Below are 12,769 nucleotides of genomic sequence, written 5' to 3'. Positions count from 1 at the left end.
ATGCCAAACTGACCGGTATGGACTTCGCGCTCAGCCCGAAGGCAGAGGAATACCTCGCCAACCTGACCGATTTCATGGCCTCCCACGTCTATCCGGCGGAGCCGGTCTACCACGAGTGGCGGGCCGCCCGGGGGCACGACGACCACCGGTTGCCCCCGGTGGTGGAGGACCTCAAGGTCGAGGCCCGCTCCCGCGGTCTGTGGAACCTGTTCCTGCCTGCCGAGTCGGGGCTGTCCGTCCTCGACTACGCGACCCTGGCCGAGGTCACCGGCCGCTCCCCCGACCTCGCTCCCGAGGCGCTGAACTGCGCCGCTCCCGACACCGGGAACATGGAGGTCCTGCACATGTTCGGCACGCCCGGACAGCGGGAGCGCTGGCTGCGTCCCCTGCTCGCCGGCGAGATCCGCTCGGCGTTCGCGATGACCGAACCCGCGGTGGCCTCCAGCGACGCCACCAACATCACCACCTCGATCAGGCTCGACGGCGCCGAATACGTGGTCAACGGCCGGAAGTGGTTCATCACCGGGGCGGCCGACCCGCGCTGCCAGATCATGATCGTGATGGGCAAGACCGACCCGGACGGCCCCGCCCACCGCCAGCAGTCGATGGTCCTGGTCCCGATGGACACCCCCGGCGTCGAGATCGTCCGCCACCTGCCGCTCTTCGGCTACCAGGAGCAGCACGGCCACTCCGAGATCGTCTTCACCGACGTCCGGGTGCCCGCCGAGAACCTGGTCGGCGCGGAGGGGGACGGGTTCAGGATCGCCCAGGCCCGCCTCGGCCCCGGCCGCATCCACCACTGCATGCGGGCCATCGGCATGGCCGAGCGCGCGCTGGAGCTGATGTGCGCCCGCGCGGTCAGCCGCGTCGCCTTCGGTCAGACCCTCGCCCAGCAGGGGGTCGTCCAGCAGCAGATCGCCGAGTCCCGCCTGGCCATCGAGCAGGCCCGGCTGCTCACCCTGAAGGCGGCCTGGATGATCGACACCGTGGGCGCGCAGGCCGCCGCCTCCGAGATCTCCGCCATCAAGGTCGTCGCCCCCCGCATGGCCTGCCAGGTCATCGACCGGGCCATCCAGGTCCACGGCGGGATGGGGGTCAGCGACGACGTCCCGCTCGCGATGATGTACGCCCAGGCCCGCGCGATGCGCATCTTCGACGGTCCCGACGAGGTCCACATCCGCACCGTCGCCCGCCGGGAGCTCAAGCCGTACCTGTCCTGAGGACCGGGGTTCACTCGGGGCTCGGGCCGGGCCGGGCCCCGGGCGGGATCCCCTCGATCCGGGTGCCGGGAGGCACCCCCAGGACGTACTCCGCCCTGCAGTCGTCCCCGCGCGAAGGGCCGAACCCGCGGCAGGACACCTCGTCGATCAGCGTCACGCCGTCCCACGCCTCGAACACGTCGGGCCGCTCCCCGGACCAGGTGATCTTCCGCTCCACCGAGAACCGTCCCCCCGGGCCGGGCACGACCCGCACGCTCGCCTCCCTGGGGACCTGCACGACGAGCACCGGAGCGGAGAACCGATAGACCCGCCGGGAGGTCTCGGAGCCGTTGGAGAAGGTGAGCGCGGCGTCGCGGAAGCTTCCGGGCCGTCTGATGTCCTGCCACGCCGCCACGGACGGCATCAGGACGGTGAACGCGGTCAGCACCCCGCCCACCGTTATCCAGGCGGTCCGCACGCCCCTTCGCATGACGATCCCCCTCCTCTCCCGAATCTCTCGGAGCCGTCAGACCTTCAGGAAACGCAGTACGGCCAGCACCCGGCGGTGGTCCTTGTCGTCGGCGCCGGACAGGCCGAGCTTGGTGAAGATGTTGTTGATGTGCTTGCCGACCGCACCCTCCGAGACCGTCAGCGCCTCGGCGATGCCGCTGTTGGAGCGGCCCTCCGCGATCAGCGCCAGCACCTCGTGCTCCCGGGGCGTCAGCAGGTCGAGCGGGTCGCTGTGCCTGCGGATCAGGAGCTGGGCGACCACCTCCGGGTCCAGGGCCGTGCCCCCGCCGGCCACCCGGCGCAGGGCGTCCATGAACTCCGCGACATCGGCCACCCGGTCCTTCAGCAGGTAGCCGATGCCGCTGGTCTCGGTGGACAGCAGCTGGGTGGCGTAACGCTCCTCGACGTACTGGGAGAGCACGACGATCGGCAGTCCCGGATGGCGGCGGCGCAGCACGAGCGCCGCGCGCAGTCCCTCGTCGGTGTGCGAGGGCGGCATCCGGACGTCGGTGACGACGAGGTCGGGCACGTGCTCGTCCACGGCGCGCAGCAGCCCCTCGGCATCGGCCACCGCCGCGGCGACCTCCATGCCCCCGGAGCCGAGCATCCAGACCAGCCCTTCCCGCAGCAGGACGGAGTCCTCGGCGAGCACTACGCGCACGGCAGCTCCACCTTGATCGTCGTCGGGCCGCCCGGCGGGCTGTCGATGTCCAGCTTCCCGTCCACCGAGCCGACCCGCTGGGCCAGGCCGCGCAGGCCGGTGCCTCGGGCGGGGTCCGCACCGCCCCGGCCGTCGTCGTGTACGGCCAGGCGGAGCAGACCGTCGCGGCCCTCGACCGTGACCTCGGCCGCGGACGCGCCGGCGTGCTTGGCGATGTTGGTCAACGCCTCGGAGACCACGAAGAACGCCACGGCCTCGACCGCGGGGGACGTCCGCGCGGGTGCGTCCACGCGGAGCCGTACCGGGAACGGGGCCTGCGCGGCGAGGCCGGACAGCGCCGCGTCCAGGCCCTGGTCGTTGAGCACGGCCGGGTGCAGCCCCCGCACGAAGTCGCGCAGCTCCCGCAGGGCCTGCTTGGCCTCCTCGTGCGCCTGCTCGATCGTCCTGCGGGCGGGCTCGGGCACGTCGGTGAGGGCGGCGCGGGCCATGCCGAGCTTCATCGCCAGCGACACCAGCCGCTGCTGGGTGCCGTCGTGCAGGTCGCGCTCGATGCGACGGCGCTCGGCGTCCGCGGCGTCGATCACCTCGGCGCGGCTCTCCTGGAGGGTCTCCACCCGCTGGACCAGCTCGTCGCTCCGGCTGGGTGCGAGCAGCGCCTCGGCGGCCAGCACGTCCAGGGCGGTCATCACGCGTGCCGCCCACGGCCCGGCCGTGAGCAGGACCACCGCCAGGGCGGCGAGCGCGGCGACGGCCCAGCCCTCCGACCACTCCGAGATCCGCACGGCGGCGGTGCCCGCCGCCAGGCCGCCCGCCCAGACCCCGGCCACCACGGCGAACCCGGCCCCGCTGATCAGCGGGGCGAGCAGGTGGTAGGCGAACTGCCGCCAGGTGCTCCGCGCCCGCGCCGCGGCCACCAGCCGCTTCAGCGGGTTCCGGTCGGCGGGAGGGCGCGGCGGCGGAGGGATCTCGATCTCCAGGAAGGCGGCGAACCGAGCCCGCTGCAGCCGGGTGAACATCGGCACGGCCCGCAGGAGCAGGGGGACCGCCACCAGCGGGGCCACCACGGTCCAGACGAACACCGCCGACAGCGCGGTCAGGACCAGGAGCACCGAGGCCGCCAGCAGCGCGATCGGCAGGCCGGTCACCACGTGGAAGGTGCGCAGCCAGGCCCGCGCCGACCAGTGGGCCCGGATCCGGTCCCACGGGGTGGTCAGGTCGGCGCCGGTCACCGGGCCGCCCCCCTGCTGGGATGTTCGGGCGAGGTCCCGGCGGGGAGCCTCTGCGGAGGCCGGAGGGACGGTCATACGCCTACCGTAGAGATCGCGGTCACCCGGGAACATGGGGGCAGTATCACCGGGAAAGGTGAGGCTTCCCCCACCCCGCCGGAGACGGCGGGCCCGCACCCGCCGCGGAGCCCGTGGCCCCGGCGGGTGCGGAATCCGCGACCCCGGCGGGTGGGGCTCCCGGGAGGCGCCGGGGTCAGCGGGCCTTACGGTTGATCAGCGAGGCGAGTTCGCGGTGCTCAGCCGAGCGCAGGATCCGCTCCGCCTCGGCGGGGTCGGCGGCCGGGGCCCGCTCCAGGATCCCCCGGGCGGCCTTCAGCGTCAGCAGCCGCCGTACGGACTCGTCGAGCCGCTCGGCGGGGATCCGGCCGGACTCCACCGCGGCCAGCACCGCCGCGTGCGCCTTCCGATAGTCCGGCGGCATCAGCAGCAGGTCCGCCCCCGCCAAGATCGCCCGCACGGCCACCTCGCCGTCGCCGTACTTCTTGCGGACGCCCTCCATGTCCAGCGCGTCGGTCGAGACGACCCCCTCGAAGCCGAGCTTCTGACGGAGCAGACCGGTCAGGATCGGCTTGGACAACGTGGCCGGGTCCCCGGACGGGTCGAGCTTGGGCATGACCACGTGCGCGCTCATGACCATGTCGACGTCCTGGCGGATGGCGGCGGCGAACGGCGGGGCGTCCAGCCGCTCCCACTGGGAGCGGGAGTGCTTGATCACCGGGAGGCCGGTGTGACTGTCCACGCCGGTGTCCCCGTGGCCGGGGAAGTGCTTGGCGGTGGAGGCGATCCCGGCGTCGTGGAAACCGCGCACCGCCGCGGCGACCATCGACGCGACCTTCCGCGGGTCGGAACCGTAGGCGCGCGGGCCGATCACCGGGTTGCGCGGATTGATGTTCACGTCCGCGACGGGGGCGAAGTCGAGGTTGACGCCGAGCGCCCGCAGCTCGGCGCCCGTCGCCTCGGCGGCCCTGCGGGCCAGTGACGGGTCACCGGTGGAGCCGATCACCGACGCGGCGGGGAACTCGGTGACCAGCGGCGTGAGCCGGGAGACCGGCCCGTTCTCCTGGTCGGCGCCGATGAGCAGCGGGACCCGCGGGGAGGCCGCCTGCAGGCCGTTGGTGAGGGCGACGACCTGGCGGACGTCCTTGACGTTCTGGGCCCAGGGGAACAGGATCACGCCGCCGGGCCGGTACTTCGCGATCATCTTGGCGGGGGTGCCCACGCCGAAGCGCGCCTGGTTCTCCCCCGAGGTCGTGCCGGCCGCCGGGCCGTACAGGACCGGCATGAACAGCTGACCGACCTTCTCCTCGGTGCTCATCTCCGCCAGCACCGCCTCGACGCCGGACGGCGCCGGGGTGGCCGTGGCGTCCGCGGGGGTGACCGTGGCGCTCGCGGTGGGCGGGGTGGCGGTGGGCGCCGTGCCCGCGCGGCCCGCTGAGGGCCCCGAGGGCCCCGAGGGCTCCGCGGCTCCCTGGCCGGCGCACCCGGCCGCCATCGCCACGATCATCACAAGACCAGCCGCACGCACGCACCGAACCATGCCGACCACGCTATCCGCGCCGACGACCGGAAGCTCCCTTTCCCGGCGTGTCGCGGGACGGCCCGCCGCGGGCCTCACAGGGCCAGGTCGGTCAGGCCCGGCAGGTGCTCGCGGGCGGCGGCGCGGGCCTGGGCCGGGGAGACGGCCCGCCGCGCGGCCTGTCCGGCGAGCACGCACTGCTGCTGCGTGTGACGGGCGAGCACGGCCCGTACGGCGGGCAGCGACGGGGGCGCCATCGACAACGAGGTGACCCCCAGACCGACCAGGACGCAGGCGAGGACCGGGTCCGCGGCCGCCTCCCCGCAGACCCCGCACGGCCTGCCGTGCCGGGCGGCTCCGGCCGCGGCCATGGCGACCAGGTCGAGCAGCGCCGGCTGCCAGGCGTCCTGGAGCGTGGTCAGCGCGCCCACCTGACGGTCGGCGGCGAAGGCGTACTGGGCCAGATCGTTGGTGCCGATCGAGAAGAAGGCCACCTCGGCGGCCAGGTCGGAGGCGCGCAGGGCGGCGGACGGGATCTCGATCATGACGCCGGCGGACGGCAGCCCGGCCTCCCGGCACGCGGCCGCGAAGCGGGCGGCCTCCTCGGCGGTGGCCACCATCGGGGCCATCACCCGGACCCGCGCGGAGGCCTGGGAGGCGGCGCGTGCCAGGGCGGTCAGCTGGCCTGTCATCAACTCCGGATGAATCCGGAAAAGTCGTGAACCGCGCTCTCCCAGCGCCGGGTTGGGCTCCTCGCCCGCCGGAGGCAGGAAGGCCAGCGGCTTGTCCGCCCCGGCGTCCAGCGTCCGCACCACGACCTGGCCGCCGGGGAACGCCCGCAGAACCTCCAGGTAGGCCGCCTCCTGCTCCTGCGGGGACGGCGCCTCCTTCCTGCCGAGGAAGAGGAACTCGGTCCGGTAGAGCCCGACGCCCTCCGCGCCGTGCTCCAGCGCGGCGTCCACCTCACCCGGCCCGCCGATGTTGGCCAGCAGCGGCACGGCGTGGCCGTCGGCGGTCGCCCCGGGGCCGGTGCCGGCCGCGAGCACGACCGCGCGGGCCGCGGCGGCCTTGCGGGCGATGTCCACCTCCTCGCCGGACGGCGAGAGCCGTACCAGACCCGAGGTGCCGTCGACGAGCACCGGTGTGCCCGTGGGGATGGAGGCGGCGCCAGGGCAGGCCACGACGGCCGGCACCCCCAGCGTGCGGGCGATGATCGCGGTGTGGCTGGTCGGCCCGCCCTCCTCGGTGACGAACGCGGCCACCACGCCGGGCGAGAGCAGGGCGGTGTCGGCCGGGGCCAGGTCACGGGCCACGAGCACGTACGGCTCCGCGGCCCCGACCGGCACGCCGGGCAGGGCCACGCCCTCCAGGACCGCGATCACCCGGTCCCTGACGTCGTCGAGGTCGGCGACTCGGGCACCCAGGTATCCCCCGGCGTCCACCAGTATCTCCCGGTAGCGCCCGAACCCTTCGTAAACCGCCCGGGAGGCGCTCCGGCCCTCGGCGATCAGCTCGGCGACCTCCTCCGCCAGGCCGGGATCACGGGCCATCATCGCCTGGGCGTTCAGGACCTGCTGCCCTTCGCCGCCCGCCCGGGCCCCCCGCTCCTCCAGGTCGGCGGCGACCTGCTCCAGGGCGTCCTCGGCCCTGGACCGCTCCGTCCCGGCGTCGCCGCCGTGCCGGGAGCCGGGCGCGGGCACCGGGATCTCGTGGGCGAGGACGTAACCGGTCCCGAAACCGACGCCCGGGCTCACTCCCACCCCGGCGAGGCGGCTCATGGCGCCGAGGCGATTTCCGCAAGCCGGTCGAGGAGCTCCTCGGCGCCCTCCCCCTCCGCGCTGATCACCACCGTGTCGCCCTGCCGTACGTCGAGCGAGAGGACCCCGAGGATGCTCTTGGCGTTCACCGGACGGCCGCCCACCTTGGCGACGGTGACGTCCAGGGCCGCCTTGGCCGCGGTCTGCACGAACGTCGCCGCGGGACGGGCGTGCAGGCCGACCTCGGCCTTGACGGTGACTTGGCGCTCGGCCACAGAATCCTCCTATCAGGATCGGCCGGGCGGTCTAGACCGCCCGGCGCGTCAGATCGTCGACGGGACCGATCGATTCCCGCCGGGGCCGCCGCCTCCGGGTTGCCGCCGGAGCGGCGGCCACGGTGCCCAGACACTCATACCCGCTGCCCCGGCCTCGACTCCGGCGGCCACGGCCCGGACCCAGTCTGCCCCGGTCCCGGCGAGCGAGATCACCGGCCCCTCGTCTCCCGCCGTCCGGCCGTGGTCCCGCGGTCGCCGGATCACCTCCGCGCCGCCACGGCAACAGCGGGGACAGCCGAGGGGTCGTCTCGGGCCATTTGGGTTATTTCTGGTCATCTCCACTGGAACAACGCGTCACCCGCGCTCACCGCGCCCTCCGCGAGCCCCGACACGGCGCCCTCCGGCGCGTCCAGGGCCACCACCGGGCAGACCGGGCACCGCCCGCCCGCCTCGATCTCGGCCGGGTTCCAGGCCACCACGGGCTGTCCCGCGCGCACCCGGTCCCCCTCGGCCGCCAGCAGCTCGAATCCCTCGCCCCGCAGTTGCACGGTGTCGATCCCCAGGTGGACGAGGATTCCCCGGCCGTCGTCCCCCACCACGACGAAGGCGTGCGGATGCAATTTGACGATCTTTCCCGCGATGGGCGAGATCGCCCGGCCGGGCTTCCGCGCCGGGTCGATCGCCGCCCCGGGACCGACCATCCCCCCGGAGAACACCGGATCGGGCACCGACTCCAGGCTCACGGCCGCCCCCGCGACCGGAGCCAGAACTGTCGTCATCACACTCCTCCCGGCTCTCGGCGATCCCCGGCCGAGCGGGGACCGCCTCAGCCGATGATGTCCTCGATGTCGCTGGCTATCGTGTCGGCCTCGGGTCCCACGACCACCTGGACGACGTTCCCCGCGGCCATCACACCGTGGGCGCCGGCCGCCCTGAGGGCCGCCTGGTCGACCTTGGAGACGTCGCGCACCTCGGTCCGGAGCCGGGTGATGCAGGGTTCGATCTCGATGATGTTCTCCGCACCCCCGAGACCCGCGATGATCGCGTCAGCGTCTGCCGCCATGTCGTCCTCCTGACGTCATCGGTCCCACGTTCAGGGTCACGAGCCTGTCATGGGCCCCGCCCTCCCGTCACGCGGTACGGCGCAGGCCCCGCGAAAGCTTCTGACCAGGCTAAACGACGACGTCCTCTCAGTCCGTCTGAGTGACCTTGTTGAGGCCGCGCGGCGCGTCGGGGTCGATCCCCAGCCTGCGGGCGAGAGCCTCGGTCAGCAGCTGGCCGGGGACGACCAGGCCGAGCGGGGCGACCCACTCGGGCAGGTCGGGGCCGTTCAACGCGGCCGTGCCGGCCCCCGCGAGCGCGGCGCCGCCGCCGACGGTGAAGGCCGCGGCGCCGGCGCCGACGACCCGCTCGGCCAGCGCCACCGTGCCGGCCAGGGTCGGGCCCTCGCCCGCCGCCACCAGGATGGCCGGGGTGTCCTCGTCGACCACGGCGATCGGGCCGTGCAGCAGGTCGGCGTAGGACAGGCCCATGGCGTGCAGGTAGCAGGCCTCCTTGAGCTTGAGCGCGGTCTCCAGCGCGGTGGAGAAGGCCAGGCCGCGGCCGGAGACCACGACGCCCGGCTTGTCGGCCAGGCCCTCGACGACCGCGTCCAGGTCGCCCGGGTCGCCGATCAGCTTGTCCACGGCCTCGGGGACGCGCCGCAGGTCGGCGGGGTCGGCGTCGGCTCCCAGGCCGAGGGCGAGCACGGCCAGGGCGGCGAGCTGGGTGGTGTAGGTCTTGGTGGCCGGGACGGCCTTCTCCTCGCCCGCGAGCGTGCACAGGGCGAGGTCGGCGGCCTGGGCCAGCGGGCTCCCCTCCCCGCCGTTGGTGATCGCGACGGTCTTCGCGCCGCACTCCCCGGCCCAGGTCAGGGTCTCGACGATCTCCTCCGTCCGGCCGGACTGGGACAGGCCGACGGCCAGCACGCCGTCGAGGTCCAGCCTGCGGCGGTAGGTGGTCGCGATCGAGGGGGCGGCGAGGGTGGACAGGCGTCCCGTGTGTGCCTCGACGAGGTAACGGCCGTAGACTGCGGCGTTGTCGGAGGTGCCACGCGCGATGAAGAGCAGCTGACGTGTCTGCCCCGCGAGCCGCTCCACCTCCCCGATCCGGGGGAGGAGGGCGTCCAGCGTGGCGTTCAACGCAGCGGGCTGCTCGGCGATCTCGCTGCGCATCTTGGTCGTCATATCTCGCTCATCCTTCAATCGGGACAGACGAGATCGGGCCGTTGTCGATCCGCCGCCGGTCCGCACGTTGACACCCTTTTCCGGCCTCTGGTCTAGTCCGGACTAGACCAGTCCAAACCATAACCCATCGAACGCAGTGGAATCGAGAGGGGAGGACCCCGTTGGCCCAGATCGATCCGGACAGCCCCGTGCCGAAGTACTTTCAGCTCCGGGAAATCCTGCTCGACCTCATCGAGAGCCATGAGCTGGCCGTAGGCACCGCGATCCCGTCCGAACGGGAGCTCTGCCAGCGTTTCGGGCTGTCACGGATGACGGTACGGCAGGCGGTCGACCACCTCGTCTCCGAGGGGAGGCTGCAGCGCGTCCCGGGCAAGGGCACCTTCGTGGCCCGCCCCAAGATCGAGATGGCGCTCCGGCTGACCTCCTTCAGCGACGAGATGCGCTCCCGGGGCATGGAGCCCGGCTCCCGCGACCTGGACCGCCGGGTGATCCGGGCCAGCGCCCACCTCGCCCGCGAGCTCGGCATCCAGCCCGGCGACGAGGTGCACTTCATCGAGCGGCTGCGGACCGCGGCCGGCGAGCCCATGTGCATCGAGCGGTCCCACATCCCCGTCGCCCTCGCACCCGATCTCGGCGACCACGACCTGACGGGCGGCTCCCTCTACGAGCTCCTGGAGGCCCACTACGGCCTGATGCTCGACGCGGGCGAGCTCACCATCGACGCCGGAATCGCCGACCCCGACGACGCCGATCTGCTGAAGCTGCCGCGCGGCGGGGCCGTGCTCCTGCTCCAGCAGCGCTCGTTCGCCGGGGGCGTCTGTGCCGAACTCGGTATCTCGACCTACCGCGCCGACCGCTATCAACTGCGTACGATCCTGGAGACGCCTGCGCGCCGTACCTGACCTCCTCCCGCACTCACTTCCTGGAGGGATGTCCGATGAGTTCCGCCGCAGCGGAGGCGGGTCTCCCCGCCCCGTCCCCGTCGAGCTCCGCCGTGATGAGCGTGCTGCAGCGACTGGGCCGCTCCCTCATGCTCCCGATCGCCGTGCTGCCCGCCGCCGGCCTGCTGCTCCGGCTCGGCCAGGACGACCTGCTGGGCCGTACGGACAACGCCTTCCTCGACGACGTCGCCCACGTGCTCGCCACCGCGGGCGGCGCGCTCTTCGACAACCTGCCGCTGCTGTTCGCGATCGGCGTGGCGATCGGGTTCGCCCGCAAGGCCGACGGCTCCACCGCGCTGGCCGCGCTGGTCGGCTATCTCGTCTTCCACGCCGTCAGCATGAACCTGTTCTTCATCCTGTTCGACGAGACCCTGAAGGGGTCGATCACCACCCAGGTCTTCGATCCGGCCAACCCCGGCACCCCCACCGTGGTGCTCAACCTCGGCGCGCAGAACCCGACCCGCGTGCTCGGCGGGATCGTCATGGGTGTGGTCTCCGCGCTGCTCTGGCAGCGGTTCTACCGCACCAAGCTCCCGACCTGGCTGGCCTTCTTCAGCGGCCGGCGGCTGGTGCCGATCGTCACCGCCCTCGCCGGTCTCGTGATCGGAGTGGTCCTCGGCTTCGTCTGGCCGGTCCTGGGCGGCTGGGTCCGCGCCTTCGGCGTCTGGCTCGCCGAGAACAGCACCCTGGGCGCCGGCATCTACGGCATGGTCAACCGCGCCCTGATCCCGCTCGGCCTGCACCACATCGTCAACAACGTCATCTGGACCCAGGTCCCCGAGTGCGTGACGGCCACCGGCAAGCAGCTCGCCGGCGACCTGGTCTGCTTCAACAACGGGGTGCAGGGCTACGGCGGCTTCGAGGCCGGGTTCTACCCGATCCTGATGTTCGGCCTGCCGGCGGCGGCGATCGCCATCTGGCGGGCCGCCCCCGCGCACCGCCGTACCGCCGTCGGCTCCATCATGATCTCGGCCGCGTTCACCGCGTTCCTCACCGGCATCACCGAGCCGATCGAGTTCGCCTTCATCTTCGTCGCGCCGGTGCTGTTCGTGGTGCACATCGTCCTGACCGGGATCTCCCTGGCACTCGCCTCGGCCCTGGGTGCCAAGCTCGCCTTCAGCTTCTCCTCCGGCCTCATCGACCTGGGCCTGTACGGCACCGCCGCCAACGCCCGCGGGATCCCGATCCTCATCGCCATGGGCCTGGTCTACGCGGTGATCTACTACGTCGTGTTCAGCTTCATGATCAGGCGGTTGAACATCATGACCCCGGGCCGCGAACCCGAGCCGGACGTGGACTCCGGCGAGACGTCCGCCCCCGCCAAGCCCGCCTGAGGAGCCGAGGACCCGGGGACCCGTACCACGGGCGGGGGCGGGCCGCGGCCTCCGGTCCGTCGTTCCGGTTGCCCGTAAGGAAGCACGGGCGTTTCCGCAACCCGGCCCTCCCCGGTGCGCGCCGCTCCAGCTCAGAAGGACTTTCTCCCCTCTATGAGGGCGAAACCATAGCGTTCCGGAGAAAGTTGGCGTGGCACGTATCTGCGCGGGGGACCGGAAACTCCTACGGGGTGTAAGACCCCCGACGAGAATCGGAACCACCATGTCGCACCCTCCCCGACCGGTGACGCTCCCCCGGATCGTGTCCCTCGCCCCGGCCGAGCCCGCGGGCGACGAGCCCCCGCCCCGGGACACCCCGTACGTGCAGGGAACGCTCGCCCTCGCCTACGATCCCGAATCCCGCGAGCCCGGCCCGGACGATCCCGACGGCTCCCACGCCCGGCCGCTGATCTGGGGACCGCCCGGGGCCGTCCCGGACGCCCGGCGGCTGCGTGCCCTGGGACAGGCGTTCGCCGAGATCCTGTCCGGGAGACGGCCGCCGTCCACCGTCTCCCGGCAGACGACGAGCCAGGTGCAGGCCGAGCTGCTGCGGGCGGGGAAGGTCTTCGACTGCCCCCGTCCCCCGATGGCCGGCAGGCTCCATCTCTCCCAGCCCCGGGACGGGGTGGTGGAGATGTGCGTGCTCGTGCGCTGCGGCGAGCGATACCGCGGGCTGGCGTTACGGCTGGAGCGGACGGGTGTGCAGTGGTTGTGCACCGACTTCGAGACGACGCCCTGACCGCCGCCGGGCGACCCGGTGAGAACCGCGCAGCCCGGCGCAAGCCGTACAGCCGGTGAAAGCCGCGCAGCCCGGCGCAAGCCGTACAGCCGGTGAAAGCCGCGCAGCCCGGCGCAAGCCGTACAGCCGGTGAAAGCCGCACAGCCCGGTGAAACGCCGGGGGCCCGCACCCTGCGGACGCTGTTGGTTAATTCCGCCTCGCTGGATCTCATCCAGCGGGGCGGAGTGCTGCGAAGGGCGAGATGCGAGTCTTGGCGAGTGGTCTGCCGGTGAGCCAGGCATCGATG

The 12,769-nt window shown here is 72.9% G+C and carries 13 protein-coding genes; 4 read left to right on the top strand and 9 right to left on the bottom strand.

Going from position 1 to position 12,769, the window contains the following annotated elements; all coding sequences use genetic code 11:
- Window positions 1-17: 17 nt before the first annotated feature.
- Window positions 18-1,220 (top strand): acyl-CoA dehydrogenase family protein, encoded by a 1,203-nt coding sequence (locus IEZ08_RS21070; RefSeq protein ID WP_189242755.1) that lies wholly within the window; start codon window positions 18-20, stop codon window positions 1,218-1,220.
- Between the two features lie 10 nt (window positions 1,221-1,230).
- On the opposite strand, the gene IEZ08_RS21065 is transcribed toward IEZ08_RS21070, so the two are convergent.
- The 9 genes from IEZ08_RS21065 to IEZ08_RS21025 all read right to left on the bottom strand — a co-directional run bounded on the left by IEZ08_RS21065 (window position 1,231) and on the right by IEZ08_RS21025 (window position 9,429).
- Window positions 1,231-1,689: a hypothetical protein gene (locus tag IEZ08_RS21065; protein WP_141703605.1), complete on the bottom strand. Its 459-nt coding sequence runs from the start codon at window positions 1,687-1,689 to the stop codon at window positions 1,231-1,233.
- A 36-nt stretch (window positions 1,690-1,725) separates the two neighbouring features.
- The gene (locus tag IEZ08_RS21060) at window positions 1,726-2,370 is read right to left on the bottom strand and encodes a response regulator transcription factor (RefSeq protein WP_068921470.1); all 645 of its coding nucleotides are present in this window, start codon (window positions 2,368-2,370) and stop codon (window positions 1,726-1,728) included.
- Window positions 2,361-3,674 (bottom strand): sensor histidine kinase, encoded by a 1,314-nt coding sequence (locus tag IEZ08_RS21055; RefSeq protein WP_189242754.1) that lies wholly within the window; start codon window positions 3,672-3,674, stop codon window positions 2,361-2,363. The genes IEZ08_RS21060 and IEZ08_RS21055 overlap by 10 nt, the downstream gene beginning before the upstream one ends.
- Before the next feature lie 175 nt (window positions 3,675-3,849).
- A complete protein-coding gene (locus IEZ08_RS21050; RefSeq protein WP_229803362.1) occupies window positions 3,850-5,181 on the bottom strand; it encodes a glycoside hydrolase family 3 protein in 1,332 nt (443 codons plus the stop codon).
- Window positions 5,182-5,267: 86 nt separating this feature from the next.
- Window positions 5,268-6,950: a phosphoenolpyruvate--protein phosphotransferase gene (gene ptsP / locus IEZ08_RS21045; protein ID WP_189242753.1), complete on the bottom strand. Its 1,683-nt coding sequence runs from the start codon at window positions 6,948-6,950 to the stop codon at window positions 5,268-5,270.
- Complete coding sequence (locus tag IEZ08_RS21040; protein WP_068921466.1) at window positions 6,947-7,204, bottom strand: HPr family phosphocarrier protein; 258 nt, start codon at window positions 7,202-7,204, stop codon at window positions 6,947-6,949. Before IEZ08_RS21040 ends, ptsP begins: the two co-directional genes overlap by 4 nt.
- Window positions 7,205-7,536: 332 nt before the next feature.
- Entirely contained in the window at window positions 7,537-7,983 is a 447-nt protein-coding gene (locus tag IEZ08_RS21035; RefSeq protein WP_068921465.1) for a PTS sugar transporter subunit IIA, read from the bottom strand.
- A gap of 47 nt (window positions 7,984-8,030) precedes the next feature.
- The gene (locus IEZ08_RS21030; RefSeq protein ID WP_068921464.1) at window positions 8,031-8,267 is read right to left on the bottom strand and encodes a PTS sugar transporter subunit IIB; all 237 of its coding nucleotides are present in this window, start codon (window positions 8,265-8,267) and stop codon (window positions 8,031-8,033) included.
- A 127-nt stretch (window positions 8,268-8,394) separates the two neighbouring features.
- A complete protein-coding gene (locus IEZ08_RS21025) occupies window positions 8,395-9,429 on the bottom strand; it encodes an SIS domain-containing protein (RefSeq protein ID WP_068921463.1) in 1,035 nt (344 codons plus the stop codon).
- Between the two features lie 161 nt (window positions 9,430-9,590).
- Here IEZ08_RS21025 and IEZ08_RS21020 point away from each other — a divergent pair, with 161 nt between their 5' ends.
- The 3 genes from IEZ08_RS21020 (at window position 9,591) to IEZ08_RS21010 (ending at window position 12,482) form a co-directional block, all read left to right on the top strand.
- Window positions 9,591-10,331: a GntR family transcriptional regulator gene (locus tag IEZ08_RS21020; protein ID WP_068921462.1), complete on the top strand. Its 741-nt coding sequence runs from the start codon at window positions 9,591-9,593 to the stop codon at window positions 10,329-10,331.
- Window positions 10,332-10,366: 35 nt separating this feature from the next.
- Entirely contained in the window at window positions 10,367-11,704 is a 1,338-nt protein-coding gene (locus tag IEZ08_RS21015; RefSeq protein ID WP_068921461.1) for a PTS transporter subunit EIIC, read from the top strand.
- A 262-nt stretch (window positions 11,705-11,966) separates the two neighbouring features.
- A complete protein-coding gene (locus IEZ08_RS21010) occupies window positions 11,967-12,482 on the top strand; it encodes an Rv3235 family protein (RefSeq protein ID WP_189242752.1) in 516 nt (171 codons plus the stop codon).
- Window positions 12,483-12,769 lie beyond the last annotated feature (287 nt).

Origin of the sequence: Planobispora rosea, from assembly GCF_014648175.1 — a bacterium.
GTDB lineage: Bacteria > Actinomycetota > Actinomycetes > Streptosporangiales > Streptosporangiaceae > Planobispora > Planobispora rosea.
This window is presented reverse-complemented; position numbering and strand designations above follow the sequence as displayed.